The organism is Longivirga aurantiaca (genome assembly GCF_042660085.1).
Lineage (GTDB): Bacteria > Actinomycetota > Actinomycetes > S36-B12 > CAIYMF01 > Longivirga > Longivirga aurantiaca.
Genome location: NZ_JBHSTI010000008.1, coordinates 1,061,269 through 1,084,433 on the forward strand (window position 1 = coordinate 1,061,269; position 23,165 = coordinate 1,084,433).

Sequence of the window (23,165 nt, forward strand, 5' to 3'; positions counted from 1 at the left end):
CGGTCATTCGATGTCCCGCTCACGCGGGCGCTGAATGACCACCCTCCGGTCAGCAATGTCCCGGAAACGGTCAATGTGACATTGCGACCATCAGGTCGGTAAGTGGGAGGCCTCCGCGAAGGAGGCCTCCCACTTGCTTTCGTGGCTGTCAGACGGCGCGGGGATGATCACTGGGAGCGGATCCTGGATAGCCTGGCCGCGACGGTGACAAGGGGGTCGAGGTGGACGACGGGACGCTTCCGGGCGCTTCGCAGGCAGAGGCGATTCTTCGGACCCGTCTGGAGGACATCACGCCTGGAGCCCGTATCGATGGAGTGACCGGGAGGGGCTCCGTCGAGGTCGTGTCGATCCGCTGGCACGGCTCGAACTTCATCACGCTGACCTACCGCGACGACCATGGTGCGACGAACCAGCAGGTCCTCGGCCGCGACCATGAACCCGGCCTCCGGCTGGCGTCCTCGGGACCCAGTCACGCCTTCGACGGAGATGCCGACTCGTGGAGGTTGGCCGCGGAAGCTCTCCGCATCCGGTACGCCGCTTTGTTCGACCCCATGCTGGCTGTCGTCACGAGCGACCTGGAGCCGCTGCCGCACCAGCTTCGGGCTGTCTACGGCGAGCTGCTCCCGAGGACGCCCCTTCGGTTCCTGCTCGCTGACGACCCCGGAGCAGGCAAGACGATCATGGCCGGGCTCTACATCAAGGAACTGATCCTCCGAGGGGATCTCGCTCGCTGCTTGATCGTGGCGCCGGGGTCGCTCGTTGAGCAGTGGCAGGACGAGCTGTACGAGAAGTTCGGCCTGCGCTTCGAGCTCCTCACCCGGTCGCTCATCGACGAGGCCGTCGAGCGCAGCCCGTTCGATCAGCACCCCCTGCTGATCGCACGGATGGACCAGCTCTCCCGGAGCGACGACCTCGTCGCCCAGCTGGAACGCAGCGACTGGGACCTTGTCGTCGTCGATGAGGCGCACCGCATGTCGGCGCACTACTTCGGCCAGGAACTGAAGACGACCAAGCGATACCAGCTCGGGCTCGTGCTCGGTCGGGTCACCCGCCACCTGCTGCTGATGACCGCCACCCCGCACGCCGGCAAGCAGGAGGACTTCCAGCTCTTCCTCGCGCTGCTCGACGGAGATCGGTTCGAGGGCCGCTTCCGCGACGGCGTCCACACGGTGGAGCCGGGCGACCTCATGCGCCGCATGGTCAAGGAGGAGCTCCTCACCATGGACGGCAAGCCGCTGTTCCCTGAGCGCCGCGCTTACACCGTCCCGTATGACCTCTCCGACTCCGAGAAGGACCTGTACGAAGCCGTCACCCAGTACGTGCGCGAGGAGATGAACCGAGCGGAACGCCTCAAGGCCGAAGGTGAGGGTCGCCGCGGCAACCAGGTCGGCTTCGCACTCACGGTTCTGCAGCGCCGCCTTGCCTCGAGCCCCGAGGCGATCTTGCGCAGCCTCGAGCGCCGCAAGGCACGTCTCGAGGGCCGCCGACGCGAGATGGACGCGGCCGCCGCGCACGCCGAGGAGATCTCGCTGCGGCAACGCCTCGACGAGATCCTGGGCAGGGGCACCGACGAAGATCTAGAAGCCCGCCTCGATGACCTCCCGGGTGAGGAGCTCGAGGAGCTGGAGGAGAACGTCGTCGACGCCGCGACGGCCGCCCGCACGGTCGCCGAGCTCGATGTTGAGATCGCCATGCTCGACGACCTTGTCGAGTTGGCTCGCCGAGTCCGCTGGTCCGGCACGGACAAGAAGTGGTCGGAGCTGCGCACCATCCTCACGGACTCAGACTTGACCGTCGACGAGTCCGGGAACCTGCGCAAGATCATCATCTTCACCGAGCATCGCGACACACTGAACTACCTGGTCGACCAGATCCGCAGCCTGGTGGGGCGCGAGGAGGCTGTCCTCGCGATTCACGGAGGGATCCGCCGCGAAGAACGCCGCAAGGTTCAAGAGCTCTTCACGCAGGACAAGGACACCCTCGTCCTGGTGGCGACCGACGCGGCTGGCGAGGGACTGAACCTTCAGCGAGCGCACCTGATGGTCAACTATGACCTGCCGTGGAACCCCAACCGAATCGAGCAGCGCTTCGGCCGCATCCACCGCATCGGACAGACCGAGGTGTGCCACCTCTGGAACCTCTTGGCGGCCAACACACGTGAGGGCGAAGTGTTCCTCCGCCTCCTGGAGAAGATCGAGGAGCAGCGCCAGGCCTACCAGGGGCGCGTGTTCGATGTCCTAGGCGACGCTTTCGAGGATCGGCCGTTGCGCCAGCTGCTCATCGACGCGATCCGCTACGGCGACCAGCCGGAGGTCCGAGAGCGCCTCAACATGGTGATCGACGAGACAGTGAGCAAGGGCCTGGACGAGCTCATCGCCGAACGTGCGCTCTATCGCGAGGTGTTGGCCGAGGCGGACATCGAGGAGCTTCGACGTCGCGTCGAGGAGGCGCAGGCCAGGCGCCTGCAGCCCCACTACGTCCAGGCCTTCTTCCTCGCCGCGTTCACGCGATTGGGAGGACGAATCACCGCCCGCGAGACCGGGCGCTACGAGATCACGCACGTGCCGGCTGACATCCGTGATCGGGATCGGCAGATTGGCGTAGGCGCTCCTGTCCTCAACCGGTACGAGCGTGTTGCTTTCGACAAGCCCTACGTCCGGCTGGGCCACGCCCCCCGCGCGGACCTCATCGCACCCGGACACCCCCTTGTCGACGCCGTCGTCGACCTCACCATCGAACGCAACAACAACGCTCTCAAGCAAGGCGCTGTGCTTGTCGATCGTGACGACCCGGCTGAGTCGCCGCGTCTGCTCGTGGCCATGACGCAGGAGATCTCGGATGGCCATGTGCCGGCGCGGGTGGTGTCCAAGCAGTTTCAGTTCGTCGAGATCGCGCCCGACGGAGATGCACGATCCGCTGGTCCTGCTCCGTACCTCGACTACGAGGAGCTTCGCGAGGAAGAGAGGCCGGCGGTCGCGGCGGCACTGGCCGACGCATGGCTCGCTGCGGGCGTCGAGGACGTCGCGGTGTCGTGGGCGATCGAACACGCACTCCCCGAGCACCAACGCGATGTAGAGGCTCGCGTCCTGCCACTGGTCGCACGCACCCGCGACCATGTGCGTCACCGACTGACGAGCGAGATCAACTACTGGGACACCCGCCACGCCGAGCTCCTCGACCAAGAGGCGGCCGGCCGCCAGCTTCGAATCCGGCCTGAGACCGCCTATCGTCGCGCGCGCGACCTTGAGGGGCGCTTGTCGCGTCGTCTGGTTGACCTAGATGCCGATGGGCACTTGGCCGTGGCCCCTCCGTACGTTGTAGGTGGTGCGCTCGTCTTGCCCCAGGGCTTGATCGATCGTGCGCTCGGCCGTCGATCCGCCCCCGAAGCCACCTACGCCAGAGACACCGCTGTGATCGAACGTCGGGCGGTCGACGCCGTTCTCGCCGCTGAACGAACGCTGGGGCGACGTCCCGAGGAGATGGCACACAACCACCCAGGGTGGGACATCCGGTCTCAGGCGGCTGACGGCAGTGTGGTGAAGATCGAGGTCAAAGGCCGCATCGCTGGCGCGGATGATTTCACCATCACGATGAACGAAGTGCTCACCGCCAAGAACCTCGGCGACGACTACCGCCTGGCCCTCGTCGAAGTGAGTCCTGACGGCCCCATCCATGACCGCCTGAGATACCTGACCCGTCCCTTCGAAACGACCGGTACCGACGATTTCAGTGTCAAGCGCTACGTGATGAACTGGGACGCCCGATGGTCGACGGGAACCGCACCACACTGATGCAGAGAGAAGTCACGTGAGCACCGTCAAGCGCAAGCTGATCGAGGTCGCCCTGCCGCTGGAGGCCATCAACCGCGAGTCCGCGCGCGAGAAGTCCATCCGTCACGGTCACCCTTCCACCCTTCATCTCTGGTGGGCCCGACGACCGCTTGCCGCTGCGCGGGCCGTACTATTCGCGCAACTCGTTGATGACCCCTCTGCGCGGCCGGCTGAGTTCCCCACAGACGAAGCTCAGGCCGTGGAGCGCAAACGCCTCTTCGGCATCATCGAGAGACTTGTTGACTGGGACAACATCAACGACGAATCGCTGTTCCGAGAGGCACGTCAGGAAATCCTCAGGTCAACTGGCGGTCGTCCGCCGACGATCCTTGACCCCTTCGCCGGCGGAGGTTCCATTCCCCTGGAAGCTCAGCGACTTGGCTTGGAGGCGCATGCCTCGGATCTCAATCCAGTCGCGGTGCTGATCAACCGAGCGCTTATCGAGATCCCGCCGTTGTGGTCGGGTGTGCCCCCAGTCTTCCCTGGGGCGTCCGACTCCCGCATGGGCGCGTGGACTGGCACTACCGGTCTCGCGGAGGATGTCCGGCGGTACGGCCAATGGATGCGCGACGAAGCGGAACGCCGGATCGGGCACCTGTACCCGAAGGCGAAACTCGGCGACGGCACTGAGGCGAATGTCATCGCCTGGATTTGGGCACGGACGATCACCTGCCCGAACCCTGCCTGCGGCATCGAGATGCCGCTGGCGCGGTCCTGGTGGCTGGGTAAGAAGAAGGGCAAGGAAGCCTTCGTCGTACCCGAGGTCGTGACGAAGAGCGATGGAACGCGCCGCGTCGAGTTCGCTATTGGCCATGACGTGCATGCTGGCCCCTCGGGCGCTGCCGATGGGACGGTGACGCGCACCGGTGCCGTCTGCGTGGCATGCGGCACCGGCGTGCCACTCTCATACGTGCGCGACGAAGGCAAGTCTGGTCGAATCGGCACTCGACTCATGGCCATAGTTGCCGAGGGTGATCGTCGTCGCCTGTATCTCCCACCTACGCCCGAGCAGGAATCGGCAGCGGACGTGGCCGTACCTGCGGATGTACCTGAAACGGACTTGCCCGATGCTGCCTTGGGGTTTCGCGTTCAGGGCTACGGGATGCGACGCCACGTGGATCTGTTCACAGCGCGTCAGCTCACAGCGATGACGACTTTCAGCGACTTGATCGGCGAGGCCCGCGAGCGTGTGCTTGCTGACGCCACCGCACACGGCATGACACAAGATGATCGGAGCCTTGAGGTCGGCGGAACGGGTTCGGCCGCCTACGCCGACAGTGTTGCTGTGTACCTGGCATTGGTCCTTGGGAAGGTAGCCGATATTGGCAACGCACTTGTGAGCTGGAAGCCGAGCATGGATCAGGCGATTCATCTCTTCACCCGCCAAGCCATCCCGATGTTGTGGGACTTCTCCGAGACCCCGGTCCTCAGTGATCGACATGCCGGCGGATACACAGTGTCGTTGGGGAACGTCGCGAAGGCGATTCCTAACGTGCCGCCCGGGTCGCATCGCGGGCATGTCACCCAAGCAGATGCCGCGAAGCGTTCGTACGAATCGGTTCTAGTCGCTACCGACCCGCCCTACTACGACAACGTGGGGTACGCGGACCTCTCCGACTTCTTCTATGTTTGGCTCCGGCGTTCCCTGCTCGGGATTCTTCCCACCACCCTTGCCACAATGCTGACTCCGAAGGCGGACGAGCTTGTGGCTGAACCCTTTCGGCATGGTGGTGCTGCCTCTGCAGAGCGCTTCTTCGAGGAGGGGTTCCGGGACGTCTTCGCTCATATTCGCAAGGACACGCCCAACGACCTCCCAATCACAGTGTTCTACGCGTTCAAGCAGTCGGACACGGATGTTGAGGGCGTCGCTAGCACGGGATGGCAGACGCTGCTCGAGGGAATGCTCAGTTCCGGTTGGGAGGTCACTGCGACATGGCCGGTGCGAACGGAACTGGGTAACCGAATGCGGAGTATTGATTCCAATGCGTTGGCGTCCTCCATTGTTCTGGCATGTCGGCCGAGGTCGGCTTCCGCTGAGGCGGTTACACGACGTGCCTTCATCGCCAGGCTGAAGGAGGAACTCCCTGCTTCGTTGCGCGTGCTCCAGCAGGGCAGCGTGGCACCGGTGGATCTGGCGCAGGCTGCCATCGGGCCCGGCATGGCTGTGTTCTCGCGGTACACCAAGGTCGTTGAAGCGGATGGCTCCGACATGTCCGTCCGCACGGCACTTGCCCTGATCAACCAGGTTCTCGACGAAGTGCTGACGGAGCAGGAAGGTGACTTCGATGCCGACACCCGATTCTGCGTGAAGTGGTTCACCCAGTTCGGGTGGAATGAGGGCACCTCGGGCGAGGCGGATGTTCTCGCTCGCGCCACGAACACGTCCGTCGAGGGACTTGCCCGAGGCGGCGTCTTCAAGGCTGTTGCGGGGAAGGCACGGCTGTTGGGCCCAACCGACCTGGCTGAGGACTGGGACCCGATGGCGGATGATCGGGTCAGCGATTGGGAGGTTGCGATTCGGCTGGCTAAGGCGCTTAGCGAGCAGGGTATGGAACGGGCGGCCGCACTTATGGCAACTGCTGGTGCGCGACGTGATCTGGATACGGTCAAGGAGCTCGCCTACCTGCTCTTCAGCCTGTCGGAGAAGAAGGGCTGGACGCAGACAGCCGTCCTGTTCAACGGCCTCGGAACCGCCTGGAACGACGTGGAGAATGCCGCGCGAACCGCTGCCGGCCGGCAGGTTGTGGCCCAAGATGAGTTGACGTTTGACGACGAGAACTGACGGGACAGACCATGGCATTGAGTAACCGCGATCGAGTTGGTCGCGGCTTTGAGCTCCTAGCCGAAGGGCTTGAGCCTTTCGTCGACCCCCGCATGTCGCGTGCCGCTGGGACTGTGGGCGAAGACTGGGCGAAGTTGCTGGAGGCTCGTGACGCTGCCAAGCATGGGTCTCGCAAGGTTTACGAGAAGAGCGACCCGCAGGTGCTGTTGCGCGTACTCACGGAGGAGTGGCGGGTCTTCAAGGACGAGCTCTCGAGGGCGGATCAGACTTTCGCATCCGAGCTGCGGGCGACGCGAAACGACTGGGCCCACAACAAGCCCTTCTCCGGTGATGACACCTATCGTGCTCTGGACACGATGGAGCGTCTGCTGACGGCGGTCGGAGCGGTGTCGCAGGCGGATGAAGTTCGTCGGATCCGCGCTGACCACCAACGCTCCACGTTCGAGGCGGAGACGAAGCGGCTGGTGCGGTCGCAAGAGGCGACCGTGTCGGTGGCAGGGCAGGGGCTCAAGCCGTGGCGGGAGGTGCTGGCACCTCACGCTGACGTTGCGACGGGCAACTTCTCTGCCTCAGAGTTCGCCGCCGACCTGCACATGGTGGCTTTCGCAACGGGTGACCAGACCGTCGGCGAAGAGTATGCCGACCCGCACCAGTTCTTCCGCCGAACCTTCTTGACCGAGGGCCTGCGCGAGCTGCTGGACCGCGCAGTCAGACGCATGAGTGGTGATGCCAATGCCAGCCCCATCATCAACCTGCAGACCAACTTCGGTGGCGGTAAGACCCACTCAATGCTTGCGTTGTGGCACCTCCTCTCCGGAGCACAGGTCGGGTCGCTGACCCAGGAGGTACAGGATCTCGTTGCAGACCGTGCCTTGCCGCCGTCGGTGCGCCGGGTCGCGCTAGTCGGCACTCACATGTCTCCCGGAGCACCGACCATCAAGGCGGATGGCACGGAGGTGCGCACGCTCTGGGGCGAGCTGGCCTGGCAGCTGGGTGGTGCCGAAGCCTTCGCACTCGTCGCCGAGGCCGACGCAACGAGCACCAATCCAGGTGACGCGCTCCGGCAGCTGATCGCGTCGTACTCGCCGTGCCTGATCCTCATTGACGAATGGGTGGCCTACGCCCGGCAGTTGTGGGGCCGGGAAGACCTACCGGCTGGCACGTTCGACACCCAGTTCACCTTCGCGCAGTCGCTGACCGAGGTAGTCAAGACGGTGCCCGGCGCCATGCTGGTTATCTCGATCCCCGCATCTCACGACCCCGACCGCGATAGCGGATCGAGTGGTTCAGCCATCGAGGTCGGCGGTCCGAACGGCCAGGAAGCCCTGCAGCGTCTGCAGAACGTGGTTCGTCGCGTCGCTGATCAATGGCGGCCGGCCAGCTCGCAGGAGTCGTTCGAGATCGTCCGCCGGCGCCTGTTCCAGGAACCGGATGCCCAGGCGCAGTCCGACATCAGCGCTGTGGCCCGGCAGTTCACCCAGTTCTACGCCCGGCACCCGGGGGAGTTCCCGCGCGAGGTCGTTGACCCGGCGTATGAGCAGCGGATCAAGGCTGCCTACCCTCTTCACCCGGAGCTGTTCGACCGGCTGTACGAGGACTGGTCGACCCTGGAGCGGTTCCAGCGCACCCGCGGAGTTCTGCGGCTGATGAGCTCGGTTGTACACGCTCTGTGGGTAGCTCAGGACGCGTCGCCGATGGTTCTTCCGGGAACTGTGCCGCTCGACGTGCCGACGGTGACGAGCGAGATCACGCAGTACCTGCCGGACTCGTGGAAGCCGATCATCGACACGGACATCGACGGGGCAGGATCGACTCCGGCGAAGATCGATGCCGAACGTCCGACGTTCGGCCAGCGGGCGCTGACCAGGCGTCTGGCGCGTGCGATCTTCATTGGTTCAGCACCTACGCTTCGCTCGGCTCACCGAGGTGTGGAGCGGCAGCGGATCTGGCTGGGCACGGCGGTCCCTGGCGACACCGTCGGCAACTTCGGTTCAGCGATCGACTTGCTCTCGCAGCGGGCGACGTACCTCTATGTCGAAGGTGCCAGGTTCTGGTACGACACCCAGGCGTCGGTGACGCGCACTGCCGCTGACTACGCGGACGGTCTGCGCGATCGACCCGAAGAGGTGTGGAAGGAGATCGTGGATCGCCTCCGGGCGAGCGAGGCGAGGTACCGCGGCGGCTTCGCGGGCGTTCACGTGGCCCCGGACTCGACCGCAGAGATCCCAGACAGCGAAGACGTCCGCCTGGTCGTGCTGCATCCTTCGCAGCCCCACTCTCGGGGCTCTGGCGACTCGCCGGCGATGCTGTTCGCCACCGACGCTTTCGAGCACCGGGGGACGAGCCAGCGCACGAACCGCAACATGCTGGTGTTCTTGGCACCGGACTCCAAGCGCCTTGACGAACTGCAGGAGGCTGCTCGCGACTACCTCGCGTGGTCCTGGGTGGCCGACAGGCAGGAGGAGCTCAACCTCTCGCCTCAGCAGGTCAAGCAGGTCGAGGCAAACAGCAAGCGGTCAGATGAGGCCGTGACTGCTCGGATTGCCCAGGCCTATCACTGGGCCTTGGTACCCGAGCAGTCCGATCCCACGCGGCCGGCCACTATCGCGGTCGAGAAGGCGGACGGCGCGAACGAGCGTCTCGCCGAGCGGGTGACGGAGAAGCTGAACCGGTTGGCGCTGCTCGCCGGCTCAGTCGCGGCCCGAACGATCCGTCTCGACCTCGATCAGAAGCTCAAGACGGTGTGGGATCGCGGGCACCTCTCTGTCGGCGACCTGTGGTCGTACTACTGCCGGTATCCCTACCTCACACGCCTTCGCGATCGCACGGTTCTCGACGAAGGCGTTCGGTCGACACTGACCTGGATGACGTGGGAGACCGAGGGGTTTGCGCTCGCGGACTCGTACGACGAAGCGAGTGGTCGCTACATCGGGTTGGTCCTGCCGGGCGGCGACTCCTACTTCGGGCAGATCACCGACTCCACCTTGCTCGTCTCCCCAGAGGTGGCGGCGCGGCAGCTCGAGGAGATCGTGCCGCCTCAGCCGGCTCCGGTGGATCCGAACGATCCCGACGACCCGAACCCTGTCGTACCGACACCCCCCGTTCCTCCCGTGGCGTCGAACACCCGCTTCTTCGGTGTGTTCTCGGTTGATCCGGAGCGGTACGGGCGTGACTTCACGAGACTCAGCCAGGAGGTCTTGCAGCAGCTCACTGCGGTTGACGGTGTGGAGCTGGAGATCCAGGTGGAGATTCATGCCAGGCGTGCTGACGGGTTCCCGGACGACAAGGTGAGGACGGTTCTGGAGAACGCTCGGACCCTGCGCTTCGATCAATCGTCGTTCGAGGACCAGTAGGCGCGTTGCCCGAGAACGCGGTAACGCGCGAGGAGCTCAGGTCGCTCCTGGCGCGCGCACAGATGCTTGCCGCTCAGGCGGAGTCGATCACGTCCACCAGTGCGGGGTCCTCTCGCGAAGTCGCGGACGGCTATCGGGCTGTCGTCGCACGCATGGTGGCTCGTGAGCTCGGCTCGATACCTGTGGCGAGACTCAGGGATGTCACGGAGGGTCGGCTGCGTCTGGGGCCGATCGAGTCGCGCTACAAGACGGTCGCTCAGCTGCAGAATGTGTCCGCCTACACCCTCATGCAACTTCCTGGCGTCGGCGAGGCTACTGCTAGTCAGGTTGTAGCGGCCGTCCACACGGTGGCTCGCACGGTGGAGGACGGGTTCCGGCTGCGCATCGACCTGGACGCGAGCGACCCAGTCACGACCGATCTGTTGCGTTCGACGTGGCGCTACGACTCGGTGACGCGGGCGGTGGCCCCGGTTAGGGAGCCGGCCGGGCGGATGAGCAACGAACTCGAACGTCTCGCCGTCGAGGCGAAGCCGGCTGGCTACGGCGCACTGCGCAGCTTGTTCACCAGCCGTGCGAAGAAGGACGGCGCCCGCGCCGCGGTGGAGCGCATCGAGCAGTGGATGCGGTGGAGCGACAGCCCTGCTAACGCAGCCGCGTGGACAGGAGCCATTGCCGCGATCCAGGCTCCGACACCTTCGGCTGCCGACGCTTGGAGAGCCTTCGAGACGCGATCGCCGGAGTTCTACGGCGCCTTGGGTGAGGTGGTCGATCTCCGGCTCGACGTCGGCTCGGCACAGGGCTTCTTGCCAGCGGAGATCGTCGCGAAGGTGGAGGAGCAGCTGCTCGATACGTCGATGCTCAAGGTGAGTCTGCGCGGCTACCAGTCGTTCGGCGCGCGCTTCGCGCTGGTCCAGAGGAAGGTGATCATCGGCGACGAGATGGGTCTCGGCAAGACGATCCAGGCGCTGGCCGTCATGACGCATCTTGCTTCGTCCGGCAAGGCGCACTTCCTCGTCGTGTGCCCTGCCAGCGTCCTGGTGAACTGGATCCGCGAGATCCGTACCCGATCCGATCTTCAGGCCTACCAGTTGCATGGCCCGGACACGGCGCGTCAGCAGGGCCTGTGGACGCAGCGAGGTGGCGTGGCGGTCACCACGTTCGAGGGCCTGCGGCGGCTGTCGCTGCGTGAAGTTCCCCTGCTGGTCGTCGATGAGGCCCACTTCGTGAAGAACCCGACGGCGCAGCGCTCCCAGCTGGTCGCCTCCTGGATCGCGGGCGCAGAGCGAACGCTGTTCCTGACCGGTACTCCGATGGAGAACCGGGTCGAGGAGTTCCAGAACCTCGTCCGCTACCTGCAACCTCAAGTCGCGAACAGGGTGAATCCGTCGCACGGGCTGGCGGGAGCTGACGCCTTCCGCCGGGCGGTCGCGCCGGTCTACTTGCGCCGCAATCAGGACGACGTGCTCATGGAGCTCCCCGACCTGATGTCGGTGGAGGAATGGGAGTCCTTCGGGCCGTCGGAAGCTGCTTCCTACCGGGATGCCGTCATGGGTGGCAACTTCATGGCGATGCGCCGAGCTGCCTTCGACGCGGTGCCGGTCACCGCGGCGACCAAGATGGCACGGCTGCTCGAGCTGTGCGACGAAGCGGCCGCGAACGGGCACAAGGTCCTCGTCTTCTCCTTCTTCCGCGACGTGCTGGACAAGGTGGCCGAGTCACTCGGGTCGCGAGCGCACGGACCATTGACGGGGAGCGTGCCGGCGGCGAAGCGCCAGGCGGTTGTCGATGGTTTCACCGCGGCCTCATCGGATGCGGTCCTTGTCGCGCAGATCCAGGCCGGTGGAGTCGGGCTCAACGTCCAGGCAGCGAACATCGTGATTCTGTGCGAGCCGCAAGTGAAGCCCTCGGCGGAGGCGCAAGCCATCGCGCGCGCGCACCGCATGGGTCAGGTCAGGAAGGTCCAGGTGCACCGTCTCCTTGTCGAGAACAGCGTCGACCAGCGAATGCTGGAGATCCTCGGAGCGAAGCAGGCGTTGTTCGACGAGTACGCGGCCAAGAGCGATCTGGCATCCGCCACCCCCGACGCGGTCGACATCTCCGAGACCGAGCTCGCGAAGACCATCGTCGCGGCAGAGCAGGAGCGCCTTGCTCGCGAGCTCATGGAGCAGCAGGCTTTGCAGTGACCCGCCGCACTAGGGCGTCAAGTCTGCGTTGGCGGCTTTGGTCAGCCTGATGGGTCGTCCGCCCGCGACGGTGACTAGGCCTCGCCGGACCAGCGCCGGAAGAACCAGTTCACGATCAGGGCCGGACAGTGAACGGCGCACGTCCTCTCCGAGTTGTATCCGCCGCAGAAGCCGAGCCTGAGCCGTGGTGAGCTCCGAGGCTTCCGGCTCGTCCGCAGTGCCCGCGATCGTCACCTCAGCAAGCAGGTCCCGGGGGTGAACTCCCAACGCTTCGCACATGTGGGCGAGGTGTCGCAGCGTCAGGTTTCCGTCATCCCCGCCAGCTTCGATGCGCCGGATGACCTGGAAGTTGACGCCTGTGAAGTACGCGAGCCGGCGCTGTGAGAGTCCCCGCTCGGTGCGCAGCCGGGCCACCAGTTCCGCGTTGATCATGGGAGCGCCGTGGCCGTGATGCCGAGGCGTGAAAGCCAGCGGCGGGGATGGACGTGCCGATCAGCCCTGCGGCCGTGGACGCAGATCCCGAAGTCGAGGGACGCTTGGTTGAGGGCTGTGGACACGGCTCGGTCGCTGAGTGGGAGCAACTTGTCCTTGCCCTCGGCCCCCGATCGTCGGCGCAGGTCGGTCTGGGCCTTGGCGGCGCGCGCGGTGTTGTCGAGAAGGGGCACCGTGCGATGGGCGCCCAGCCGAAGGCCGTCGGGAGCCACATCGTCAAGGGTGAGGGCGAGCATCTGGAGGATCCCTACCTGCTGGGCGGCCAGGGCTACGACGATGGCGCGGTGAGGTTGCCGGTAGCCGACGAGGTCCTCGTCGATCGTGATCGGGTCGACCAGCTGGCGTTCGCTGCTGCACAGCAGTACCGGCGTGTCGGTCTTCAAGTAGATGTCGTGGTGCCAGGCGGCAAGCTGGAGCGCGCGGATACCGATCACGAGTGCGTCGTCGTGTGGCGCGGTTCCGGTGACCCATTCGACGAGGTTGGCGAGGACGTCGATGGTGGCGCCGTCTCGGTCTAGCGTGTCGTCGCAGTGCGCCCAGGTATGGCCGAAGTGCGCTTCGACCGCTCGATAGGTCTCTGAGTCTGTGCTCGCCTCGAGGGTTGTACGGAATCGGTCGAACGGGATACGCGATGCGTCATCGAGCCCGAAGCCCAGGCGTACGCCCGTGGCAGGTTGGCGCATGCTGGGTTGCGGGACGTCGGAGTAGCGCATGGGGTGCGCCTTCGCTCGCGCGAGGATCCGCTCGAAGTTGTCCGAACGGGGTGGCCGGTGGAGGAGCCAGAGCGGTAGGGACGCGGCCTTGGCGAGGGCGACGAGATGCCCGAGGGTGAGCCTGGTGAGGTTCTGTGCATCCAGTGCCACGAGGGCAGAGATGTCGTAGGCGTCGAGCCAGGCCAGCGCGAGGGCGACGTCCTGGTTCTCGTTGCGGCCCTTCCCCGCGACGTCCCGGCGCTTGCCCAGCGCGGACAGCATGTCGCCAGCGATGACGGCGGACCGTTTGAGGTTGGGTCGGATGTCGAACCACAACGCTGCCCCCGGGCTGGGGAGCCCGAGGGGCAGCGCGGTGGCGACGCCGGTCACGTCGACATGGTGGGTAGCCACGTCACTTCTTCGGCTTGGGCCTGGGGTATGGGGGCATCAGCGCGGTGGCGGCCCTGGCCAGCGACAGGTCGATCTCAGGAGGAGTGGCGTCGGGGTCGAGGGCGTGGGTGAGTTCGAGGGTGTGCTGGAGGAAGATCCCCCAGCGGCGGAGGAGCCCGAAGCAGTAGTCCTGATCGATGAGCTTGAGCAGCTTCGGATCGCTGATGCCGAAGCTGGCGTGCATTCCACGCAGTGCGCGGATCAGGTCATCACCCTTGAGGGCCTGTACGTCGACGGTGGCGATGATGTCGCCGCGAAGTCGGGCGCTGGTGGTGCTGGCCCGGTCTAGGTCGTCGGAACCGAGCAGGACCAGGGACCAGTTGGCTCCGGGTCGTGCGTGCAGGTACTGCAGCTGGCTTGCGGCCTTGGTGGTCAGTTCCTGAGCCTGATCGATGACGAGGATGCTCGACTCGTGCCCGAGGGCGTCCACGAGGTCATCCTGCATGTCGCGGAGTTCGTACTCGTCGCGGTCCCCGAGAACCGCGTCGATGAGGACGGCCATGAGCTTGTTCTCCGACGGGGCGGGCGGCATCGCGACGAAGCTGTATGGGTGCTGCTGGTCGCTCAGCGCGGCCGCCAGGGCGATGCGCTTGCCGGCGCCCCGTGGCCCGGCGACGACCATGGTGCCGCCGTGGCGAGCGGTGAACCCGAGGCGTGCTCGGATCTCGGTTGTGGCCGGATGCGGTACGACCGTCGCCACGCCTCGAAGACCGACGGGGAGGTACCGGTCGAGGGCGTTCATACCAGCAAGCCCTGTCCGTGCTCGTCGAAGCCGTTGTCGTCGCGGCGGGGCCGGTAGCTGTCGAGGGCGTCGCTCTGCCCGGTGCGAAGGTCGTCGTCGGGGACGTCGACCTCGTAGGCGAACTTGCCGCCGGGAAGCTTGCGCTTGTGCAGCTTGCTGGTGTCGGGGTCCTGCTTGTGGATGCGCTTGACGGACGAGACGTTCTTCAGAGCACGTGCCTGGTCGGCGCGGCGCTGCTTGAGGAAGGCCTCCTGGTCCTCGGGCTGGAGGTGGTCTGATGGGTAGGCGGTTCCGACGTGCTTGCCGTCGTGGAAGACCTCGATGAAGTCGCGCATGTGGGGCAGGTAGCGGACCTCGACCTGCTTGCCGATGAGGCGGTCGAGCTCGCCGTGCAGGGTGACGTAGTCCAGGCTCTTCCAGCGCACGCCTTGCACGGAGACGGTGGCTTTGGAGTCGGAGAGCAGGAAGTCGCACCAGAGCTGGTCGGCGGGGACGGTGACCAGGTCCCGGGGGTCGGCCTGCCACGCCTGCAGCGGGGTCATGCCCAGGGTGCGCACGACGTGCTCGGTGTTGTACCAGTCCAGCCAGGCCGTGACTCGCTCGACGAACGCGACCTCGGACAGGGCGTACTGGGCGCGGTGCAGGGTGCCGCGGACGTCGGTGCCGGAGTCGATGTAGCCCGGCAGGGAGGCCAGGCAGTTCCCCTTGAAGGTCCGCCAGAACCGCTCGCACCTGCCTTTGAGGTTGGGGCTGTACGGGGGGAGCGGTGAGGGTGTGGTACCCAGTCGCAGGCAGGACTCGGTGACCAGGGTGGAGAGGAAGTCCTTGCCCTGGTCCCACACGATCCGGAACGGGAGCCCACCGACGCGGGTGTGGCCGTCGGCTGCGGTGCGCTCCAGGATGGCGGAGATGAACGCGACGCGGACCTCCTCCGCCGACGGGGTGCCGAAGGTGATCACCAGGCTGAGCACGTAGCGGGTCGCATGATCGACGACCACGGTGATGTAGGGCCGTGTTGCCCGCTTGTGCCCGGTGGGGATCACGTAGATGGGGCACTCGGTGTGGTCGGTCTCGTAGGTGTGGCCGCGCTCGCCGGGGTCCCGCTTGAGGTAGACGCGTCGCGAGCGCGCCTTGCCGTCACCGTGCCGGATGACAGTCATGGCGTGCTGGCCCAGCAGCGAGTTCACCTTGCGCTGAAATGTGGCCAGGCTGGGCAGGTTCTTGGTTGCCTTGAGGTTGCGGTACGCCTTGGCGAGGTTCCCTGAGCACCGGGCGACCTCGTTGACGACCTCACCGTCCAGCAGCCACCCGTCCTTGGCTTCGGTCTGCAGTTCGCGGTCGTGGCGGGCCGCCCTGAGGGCCGCGACGAGCCTTCTGAGGTGCCGGACTGAGTAGCCGCTGGCTTCGGCAGCGACGCTGAACAGGGTGCCGTCCAGGTCGACGCCGGCGGCCTCGAGGGCGAATAGTTCGGCGATGACCCTGTCTCGACCATCTCGGTGCAGGGCGGGCTTGTTGCTCATGGGTCTGGTCCTTCGCTATGCGGGTTGCGGCGGGCAGCGTGGGGGAGCGACTGCTCGCAGCTGACGTGACTGATCGTCGGCGGATCGCGGCCGGTGGCTTCAGCCCGTCGCCGAGCGGTGTGCGGGCGTTGATGTTCCGTTGGGGCCGGCTGCGTCAGGCGGACTTGCTGTGTGCGATGACGCAGGACAGCTCAGGTGCGCGGGGGACCAGAACTCGCATCCGAACCACGTCCGGTCCGTGGACGGCTACGGCGCGCGCCCGGAGATTCGCCGCGGCTGCGGCCACCTGCGCATCGGTGGGCCGGGTGTCGGCCAGCACCGTGTCGGCGATGACCGCTCCGGTGCCGTCGGCCCAGATCAGGTCGGTGGCCTCGGGGTTCAGGCACAGGTCACGGCCGACGAAGCGCCAGGGCGCGGCTGGTGCGTACAGCCGGAAGTAGCCAGCGACTGCTCCGGCCACGGCCTGCGTGGCCACCTGGGCCGGGATGCTCTGGCGGGATCCGATGCGCCGCCGGGTCGCCGCCATGACGACGGTGACGTCGGGCGTACTGGTGTGGCTAGCGAGATCGGCGATCACCTCGCGGCAGACCTCGGACCTCGTTCGGTGGGGTGCGGGTGCTCTGCTCACGCACCCCGACAGTCAGCCCCTGCACCCGGGCTGCAGCCGGCTCCGCCCGCTGCGAGGGTGTCAGCTCGGGGGAGGAGCTCTCTCGGGCTCCGCCGGCAGCTGCCCGATGCTCCGGTTGCTCGTGAGCGTCCAGGACGTGCTCGGCGCGCGGGTCGAGAGCGCGCGGACCCGTGCCGAGGCATGCCCGTCCTCGCGCAGCGCACGCAGATACCGCTCAGCCTGAGCGCGTGTGGAGGGCAGAACCACACCGGACTGCCCGGTCTTGATCTCGTCGACCATCAGCTCCCCAGTGCCCGCATGCACCCAGAGCACGTCGAAGCGCACTCCCGGTCGGGTCACCTCAGCGCCCACAAACGTCCAGGGAGGCGCCGGCGCCTGCTCGAGGTAGATCAATGCGGCGGCGGTGATGGTCTGGCGGGCCGCACGATCCCGGTACCCGTCGAGCTTCATTCGGTGATCGACTGCCGCGATCACTCGGCGCCAGGTCCCTGTGGGGTCGATGCAAGGGTCGTCGGTGGTGCTGAGCAGGTCGGCGATGACTCGATGGGCCAGCTGGCCGACCTGGGCGGGTTGTGGCGTCTTCCACTTCCGGGCCATCACCGGGAGCCACCAGATCCGACTGGCACGCGACAACTGCGGTCAGGGCTCGAGCTCGTCCACGAGGCCGAGCATGAGGGCGTGGGCGGCCAGCAGCGTGTTCTCCCGCATCCACGAACGGCCTGACAGGCAGTCGCTCCAGTGCTGCCGCGAGAAACCGAACGTCCGGCCCAGTGCAGCACCTGGTCCTGCACCGGGCGTGGCGCGAACGAGCAGCAGCAGGGCGATCCGGTGCTGGACGACGGCGGCTCGCTGGGACGCCAGGTCCCCCAGCGCGGGGAGGTGCACGACTGCCGAGTCCAGGACCCCGAACTCGTGAGGGTCTCGAAAGTAGTCGCGCGGTCGAAGCGTGCGGTGGTGAGTCTTCTTGGGCATGCCCACCGTCGTGCTGCGGCCACCCGCTGGGGCAGCCGGCACCGGTCGTGGTGTGCATCCGTCACTGCTGAATGGCAGCACGGCACCGGCGATTTCGTGGAGTCGGCGAGGAGTCGTCCAGGTGGCTCGCACAGTGGCGGACAACGGCCCCTCCTTCCCGAGTCGGATACCTCCGGGCATCGCCGAAGCGGTCGCCTCGGCCGCCCCTGTGACCGCTGTCGGCGTGGCGGTCCCCGCGCCCCGGACGCAGGGCACCTAGGCTGGATAGGCACCGCTGTTCGACCGCGGTGAAGAGTCTCGGGTGGGGCTGTCGTGGGGAAGCGATAGCCCCACCCGACCTCTGTCTAACCCCGTCGAGACCGGGTCACGGAGCGGGCTGCATTGGCCGCCGCCACTCGTCACTGTCCCGGGCCGGTCATGATCAAGGGCGTCAGAGCCGTCAGCTCAACGCGGTCCAGCGCGGCCGAGAGCAACGTCGACCTGAATGTCGTGTCCTCGAGTCCCCAGATGACCTGCACCCGCACCCCGTCGGCGCTGCGGTGCAGCACGACCCCCTCCAGCGGCCGCCAGGTGCCGTCCATGCCGACGTTCTTCGTCGGGAGCCGACCGGCGTGGCTCCCTAGGCGTCGCGCTCGTCGACGGCCGACGTCGAACTCGTACACGCTTCCGCTGAGCGTGTGCAGCAAGGTGGTGTCCACGTTCGCCATGCTGCCTCGCCCCGCTGACACCACACCCGTCCACAAGGTCGGCGTGAGCCACGAACGGGTCCTTGGACAACGTGATTCGGGCTGGAACCTGGTGCCGGTTGCCGCGTCCGTCACGCCGGTCACCGTGCTCGGGACATATCCCCCGAGACTAGGAGCCGCCGTGAACATCCACGATGTCGAGCAGGAGCTCGACCTGATCCGCCGCATCGACCCTGAGGTGAACCTGAGCGCGATCGCTTGCCAGCTGCTCACCGAGCTGGCTCCGATCCTGAGCCCGGTGCTGGACGCCGCGGCCGCGGTGCCGGTCGGGGGTGACCTCCCGGTCTGCGACCTCGACTACTTGGAGGCGCTCGTCGTCTCCTCCGGATTGGTCGACGAGCAGATCTGGTGCTACCTCGAGAGCCGCGGAGCTGTGACCCTGACCGACCGCCGTCTTGCGTGTGACCTGTGCGGAGAGCCGGCCGCCTACGACGCCCCCGTTCCGGCGCACGGCGGCCGCTGGGCCAACCTGTGCGGGACCTGCTGGTCCGATCACACCGACAACATCCTGGGCTACGGCCGGGGCCAGGTCGTCGCGACGCGGGATGCCATGCCGATCGCCGTCGCCGAACGCTGGGCGGCGCTCGCTCGGTCACCGGGCCGACCGGGTGACGGAAGCTGAGGTTCGACGCGCATCAGGCTCGGGGCCGTCTCTATCCTCGTAGCGCACGCGGCCCGAGGTGCACGCACGACATCGCTGACTGGGAGGCCGCCCCACCAGCCGTCCGGCCAGACGACGCCCCGGTACCGGGCTACCCGCGTCTGCGACCCATGGCCTGCGTCCTCTGCCGCGGTGGGGGACGTGGCCACGGGCGGCTCGCCACGTGGCACTAACCTGGGCCATCTGCGCACGCCTAGAGGTTCTGGATCCCGGGACGCCGAGCTCTCGGCACAGGTCCCTGATGTCACCAAGGCGGGCCCGCTCGGCTTGCCACAGGCCCGGCGGCGCTACTTTCCGCGGACTAAGGAACCAGGCCTTCATCCGCCATGTCCGGGTGAGTCCAGGGCGCTCCGCCCACCTTTGGGAGACTCAGGCGCTCAGCGTGCTGGCGCCGTCCGTGGGCAGGAGCTCTGCCGCCAGCAGCGACATCGACGTGAGTATGTCGTTGGGTGAGGCGGCGAGATCGATGTGCCGTACGTGCAGTCGAGGTCCCTCATCGATGACCTGGTGGGTCCGAGCCTCGGGCGGCCCGAACGCATAGATGAGCCAGGCATCGTCCAGGCCGGTAGCGGTGGCGTAGGCGTGCAGCTGATAGAGGTCCGGGTTGGCGCCCGGGCCAGTGTCACGCTTGTACTTGACGTCGCCGACGAACCGCCACGTGCCGTGGTGGTGCCATGACAGGTCCGGCTTGAGACGCACCCGTCCCTTCACATCCAAACGGAGTGGCGCACAGTGGTCGCCGTCGGGGAACTCCTCCGGGCTCAGGTGGGCCGCTTCGCGCAACGCCGCGCGAATGAAGTCTTCGAAGACAACGGTGAGATCGATGCGCAGCAAGTCCGTTGATGCGTTTCCGGCACCCAGCTCCGGGCTGGCTCCGCTGAGCAGGAGCCTGGCGAGCTCGACCGCCGGCCGGTAGTAGCCGTTGAGACGGGTCCAGGTGATGCTCGGGATCCGACTGCGGTGCGGCTGGAGCGGTGTGACGTCAGGGAAGGAATCCGTGAGGCGACGCAACTCGCGGCGAGTGGCGGTGTCGCGCAGAGGGAGTCGCGCGAGCAGGAGCGCGGCGGAGAGCAGCAGCTGGTTCTCGGGAATGTCGTGGTCATGCTGGCAGTACTCGAGGGCAAGAGGTGCGCTTAGGCCAGGTCGGCGTTTGAGCTGCTCGGCGAGGTCGATGCGACCACGGACGGTCGGCTGGGTATCGCGTACCTCGTGGTAGCCGGCCAGCAGACCGCGGCCAATGGTGCGGCGGATCGTGCGCAGATAGAGGGTGGCGACCGCGTCGACGACGTCGACGACGTCGACATGGTCGTCGATCGCCGCCTCGCCGTCCCGCCAGTGGTCAGGATCGGTGGCGTAGCCGAGCAGGAACAGGACGCGACTGATCGGGATCTTCGGACGGATCACGATCGCAAGCCCATCGACGGTTCCGGCACCGATGATGTTGCCGGGGGTGACGTCGAACAGGTCGTTAGTCCCGGGGCTCGGCTGGACGGTGGCGGTGAACACGGTCCGCAGCAGGTCGCGCTGCGGGGGTGTGAGCCGCACGCCGGGGGTGGTGGACCACTCAGTCAGCTGGAGTCGGGTCGTCATGCGCGATTCCGACCTCCCCTCGGAGAGCGTCGAGCTCGAATGCGCGGACCCGGTCGGGTTGGCCGTAGAAGTGGTCTTCGAGGGTGGGAAGGATCGCGGCGCTCCAGATCCGTGCGATCCAGGCTTCGTCGAGGTCGTCGCGAATGAAGAAGCTGGGTCCGATCGCGACTGCCGGGTCGTCCAATCGCTGGTTTGCCCGTGCCACGACGTCGCCGAGCCAGGCCAGGTCCGGGTGACGGTCGGCCAGGTAGCGGGGCAGGACCTCGGAGACGGGTTCGTCGGTGGCGTCGAAGTGGCGGAAGTAGAAGCGCCGTCGCAAGGCACTGTCGAGCAGAGCGATCGAGCGATCCGCGCTGTTCATAGTGCCGATCAGGAGGAGGTTGTGCGGGAGCCGGAACGGGGCCTCGGAGTAGAGCAGACGCATGGCTTCGTTGCGGTACTCGAGCAGGAAGTACAGCTCGCCGAACACGCGGGCGATGTTGCCGCGGTTGATCTCGTCGACGATCAGGACGTAGTCGTGGGCGGGGTCAGCCGCCGCGCGTGCGGCCAGCTGGATGAGCGGACCCTGGACCAAGTGGAATCCGGCGGTGCCCTCCTGGGGGCGGAGGCCTTCGATGAAGTCCTCGTAGGCGTACGAGGGATGGAACTGCACCAGGGTGACGCGGTCGGGGCTTCCGGCAATCCAGGCCGCGAGCTTGCGGGCCACGAAGGTCTTTCCCGTCCCGGGCGGGCCGTAGAAGACGATCTGGCGCTTGTCGTGCAGCAGCTGCACGGTGTCGTCCAAGAAGGTCGGATCGAGGTAGAGCTCACCGGCCAGGTCCGAGAGTGTGCGTGGCTCGTCGTCGGCCAGCGGGTCATCGTGGACCTTCGGAGTGTCTACCGGCGTAGTGACTGGGCCGACGATGGGACCGGTGCCCTTGCCGCTGCGCCATGCCTGCAGGGCCTCCACCTGCGCCGGGGTCCAGGCGGAGTCTGGCTCGACCTGGATCAGCGTCCACATCAATCCTTGCGCGTCGAGCCGGTCGCGGATCTGCCCTCGAAACCTCGCGTCGGAGGTGTCGACCAGCAGGTCGAGAAACTCCAGGAACCGGTCGTAGTGCTCTCCGTCGCTGGAGGTCGGCTGCGTCTTGGCGAAGTTGGTGAGCTGGTATGCCTTGTCGACCACACGGGAACGCCAGGTCGGGAACCGGGTGACGTCGATCGCGCCGAGTAGGAACGATGCGATGCTCAATCGTCCTCCCAACCCGTCAGCTGCCTCGGCGGGGACCAGTCGGCTGAATCGGTCGATCGAGGCGGACCCGGCGTCGTGCCACAGCGCCTGGAGAGCGGCCGCGGCGTCGTCGCTGTGTTCCTGGGCCCAGGACAGGAACGGGTCGAACGCGCGCCAGGACACCACGTTGGTGTCCTTGAACGCCTCGCGAAGCATCGTTACCCAGTCCCGGCCGTCGTCGACTGCGGCACGCAGGTCGGCCAGTAGGGCGGCGGTGTGCAGCTTGTAGTCGCGTTCTTCCTGGTCCAGGTCCACGCGGTCGAGGAACCATTCGCCCCAGTTCAGGAACAGCGTCCAGCCGCCGCTGGGCTGCAGCCACTGCCACCAGTAGGGGCTGCGGTAGAGGTTGGTGAACGCCTGCCCGTCCCAGGACTGGTTCGGCTCCAGGGCCGCACACATCGCAGCGAGCCGCAGCGCCTCGGGTCGATCGTGGGGGCCAGACAACTGCGGCCAATGAGCCAGGACGAGCTCACGGTGGTCCCTGCTCACCATCGCAGGGAACACGTCGGGGAACAGCAAGTGCTGCAGGCTGTTGCGCTGGATGTCCGCACCCTGCTCAGGCAGGGAGTCAAGTAGCGCGATGAAGGCTGCGGGGTCATCGAACAACCGTCCTCGCGCAGGCTGGTCGAGCCGCTTCACCGCGACGTAGAACTCGATGAGCAGGTTGAACTGCTTCCACCGGTAGGAGTTGAACGCCTGACCCGGTCTTACGAGTCCTGCATCAAGGCGCCCAGCCAGGTCGTCGGGTATCGCGGACGTGCCGGGGCTGAAACTCAGTACTGTGTTGATGATCTGGCGCTTGCGCGACCCGCTGATCGAGTCAGACCACGCGACGAGCAGATGCACGTACAGCAACTCGGCAGCTAGCTGGACCTCGGTCGCTCCGGCGCCACCGATCTGGCCGCGAAGCTTGCTGAGGAAGTCGCCCGAGCCCAGGTCGGGGTTCTCAACGAAGTCCCGCACCAGCCCCTCGCCGTCCACGAGTCCCAGGCGCACCGAGGAGGAGAACAGCGAGCCGTCGCCGATCAGGCACTCGTCGCGCCACCGCAAGGCCGCGTCGTACACGAGTTGAGCAGAGGGGTACAGGATCCGCGTCGTTGCCATGGGTCCATCTGATCGGAAGGCACCGACAGCCTCAAGCGGATCGCACAGAAGTGATCAACTTCGCCGACAGCCCAGGCGCATTCGTCGCAAATGGCATCGCGCCTATGGTCGGGGTGCGTGTCGGGCAGCAACTCCGGGGCGACCTTCGAC

General features: G+C 66.5%; 15 protein-coding genes. 5 read left to right on the forward strand and 10 right to left on the reverse strand.

Annotated features, from left to right (window positions below; all coding sequences use genetic code 11):
• Window positions 1-221: 221 nt before the first annotated feature.
• From ACFQGU_RS09005 to ACFQGU_RS09020, 4 genes are read left to right on the forward strand one after another with little or no spacing between them, the layout of a single operon-like run.
• Window positions 222-3,791 carry a helicase-related protein gene (locus tag ACFQGU_RS09005; RefSeq protein WP_386765841.1) on the forward strand — a complete coding sequence of 1,190 codons (3,570 nt, stop codon included), beginning with the start codon at window positions 222-224 and terminating at the stop codon, window positions 3,789-3,791.
• 16 nt (window positions 3,792-3,807) lie between these two features.
• Entirely contained in the window at window positions 3,808-6,612 is a 2,805-nt protein-coding gene (locus tag ACFQGU_RS09010; protein WP_386765843.1) for a DUF1156 domain-containing protein, read from the forward strand.
• An 11-nt stretch (window positions 6,613-6,623) separates the two neighbouring features.
• Complete coding sequence (locus ACFQGU_RS09015; protein ID WP_386765845.1) at window positions 6,624-9,965, forward strand: Swt1 family HEPN domain-containing protein; 3,342 nt, start codon at window positions 6,624-6,626, stop codon at window positions 9,963-9,965.
• 5 nt (window positions 9,966-9,970) lie between these two features.
• The gene (locus ACFQGU_RS09020; protein ID WP_386765847.1) at window positions 9,971-12,148 is read left to right on the forward strand and encodes a DEAD/DEAH box helicase; all 2,178 of its coding nucleotides are present in this window, start codon (window positions 9,971-9,973) and stop codon (window positions 12,146-12,148) included.
• A 9-nt stretch (window positions 12,149-12,157) separates the two neighbouring features.
• On the opposite strand, the gene ACFQGU_RS09025 is transcribed toward ACFQGU_RS09020, so the two are convergent.
• The 8 genes from ACFQGU_RS09025 to ACFQGU_RS09060 form a co-directional block, all read right to left on the reverse strand.
• Window positions 12,158-12,580 carry a helix-turn-helix domain-containing protein gene (locus ACFQGU_RS09025; RefSeq protein WP_386765849.1) on the reverse strand — a complete coding sequence of 141 codons (423 nt, stop codon included), beginning with the start codon at window positions 12,578-12,580 and terminating at the stop codon, window positions 12,158-12,160.
• Entirely contained in the window at window positions 12,577-13,722 is a 1,146-nt protein-coding gene (locus ACFQGU_RS09030) for a hypothetical protein (protein WP_386765851.1), read from the reverse strand. Before ACFQGU_RS09030 ends, ACFQGU_RS09025 begins: the two co-directional genes overlap by 4 nt.
• Window positions 13,723-13,744: 22 nt before the next feature.
• The gene (locus ACFQGU_RS09035) at window positions 13,745-14,524 is read right to left on the reverse strand and encodes an AAA family ATPase (protein WP_386765853.1); all 780 of its coding nucleotides are present in this window, start codon (window positions 14,522-14,524) and stop codon (window positions 13,745-13,747) included.
• A complete protein-coding gene (locus ACFQGU_RS09040) occupies window positions 14,521-16,044 on the reverse strand; it encodes a Mu transposase C-terminal domain-containing protein (protein WP_386765855.1) in 1,524 nt (507 codons plus the stop codon). The genes ACFQGU_RS09035 and ACFQGU_RS09040 overlap by 4 nt, the downstream gene beginning before the upstream one ends.
• A gap of 154 nt (window positions 16,045-16,198) precedes the next feature.
• Window positions 16,199-16,621: a hypothetical protein gene (locus tag ACFQGU_RS09045; RefSeq protein WP_386765857.1), complete on the reverse strand. Its 423-nt coding sequence runs from the start codon at window positions 16,619-16,621 to the stop codon at window positions 16,199-16,201.
• 111 nt (window positions 16,622-16,732) lie between these two features.
• A complete protein-coding gene (locus ACFQGU_RS09050) occupies window positions 16,733-17,269 on the reverse strand; it encodes a hypothetical protein (protein ID WP_386765859.1) in 537 nt (178 codons plus the stop codon).
• A 42-nt stretch (window positions 17,270-17,311) separates the two neighbouring features.
• The gene (locus ACFQGU_RS09055; protein ID WP_386765861.1) at window positions 17,312-17,644 is read right to left on the reverse strand and encodes a hypothetical protein; all 333 of its coding nucleotides are present in this window, start codon (window positions 17,642-17,644) and stop codon (window positions 17,312-17,314) included.
• A 398-nt stretch (window positions 17,645-18,042) separates the two neighbouring features.
• Entirely contained in the window at window positions 18,043-18,225 is a 183-nt protein-coding gene (locus ACFQGU_RS09060; protein WP_386765863.1) for a hypothetical protein, read from the reverse strand.
• A gap of 94 nt (window positions 18,226-18,319) precedes the next feature.
• Here ACFQGU_RS09060 and ACFQGU_RS09065 point away from each other — a divergent pair, with 94 nt between their 5' ends.
• Window positions 18,320-19,012, forward strand: a complete 693-nt coding sequence (locus ACFQGU_RS09065) for a hypothetical protein (RefSeq protein ID WP_386765865.1) — start codon at window positions 18,320-18,322, stop codon at window positions 19,010-19,012.
• A 408-nt stretch (window positions 19,013-19,420) separates the two neighbouring features.
• Here ACFQGU_RS09065 and ACFQGU_RS09070 read toward each other — a convergent pair whose 3' ends face one another.
• The gene (locus tag ACFQGU_RS09070) at window positions 19,421-20,641 is read right to left on the reverse strand and encodes an McrC family protein (RefSeq protein ID WP_386765867.1); all 1,221 of its coding nucleotides are present in this window, start codon (window positions 20,639-20,641) and stop codon (window positions 19,421-19,423) included.
• Window positions 20,616-23,015: an McrB family protein gene (locus ACFQGU_RS09075; RefSeq protein WP_386765869.1), complete on the reverse strand. Its 2,400-nt coding sequence runs from the start codon at window positions 23,013-23,015 to the stop codon at window positions 20,616-20,618. The genes ACFQGU_RS09070 and ACFQGU_RS09075 overlap by 26 nt, the downstream gene beginning before the upstream one ends.
• Between the last annotated feature and the right edge of the window lie 150 nt (window positions 23,016-23,165).

Excerpts from the sequence above, each read along its gene's own strand:
- ACFQGU_RS09070 (WP_386765867.1), bottom strand. The coding sequence starts at position 20,641 with ATGACGACCCGACTCCAGCTGACTGAGTGGTCCACCACCCCCGGCGTG.
- ACFQGU_RS09015 (WP_386765845.1), top strand. The coding sequence starts at position 6,624 with ATGGCATTGAGTAACCGCGATCGAGTTGGTCGCGGCTTTGAGCTCCTA.
- ACFQGU_RS09040 (WP_386765855.1), bottom strand. The coding sequence starts at position 16,044 with ATGAGCAACAAGCCCGCCCTGCACCGAGATGGTCGAGACAGGGTCATC.
- ACFQGU_RS09035 (WP_386765853.1), bottom strand. The coding sequence starts at position 14,524 with ATGAACGCCCTCGACCGGTACCTCCCCGTCGGTCTTCGAGGCGTGGCG.
- ACFQGU_RS09025 (WP_386765849.1), bottom strand. The coding sequence starts at position 12,580 with ATGATCAACGCGGAACTGGTGGCCCGGCTGCGCACCGAGCGGGGACTC.
- ACFQGU_RS09055 (WP_386765861.1), bottom strand. The coding sequence starts at position 17,644 with ATGCCCAAGAAGACTCACCACCGCACGCTTCGACCGCGCGACTACTTT.
- ACFQGU_RS09050 (WP_386765859.1), bottom strand. The coding sequence starts at position 17,269 with ATGGCCCGGAAGTGGAAGACGCCACAACCCGCCCAGGTCGGCCAGCTG.
- ACFQGU_RS09075 (WP_386765869.1), bottom strand. The coding sequence starts at position 23,015 with ATGGCAACGACGCGGATCCTGTACCCCTCTGCTCAACTCGTGTACGAC.
- ACFQGU_RS09060 (WP_386765863.1), bottom strand. The coding sequence starts at position 18,225 with ATGGACGGCACCTGGCGGCCGCTGGAGGGGGTCGTGCTGCACCGCAGC.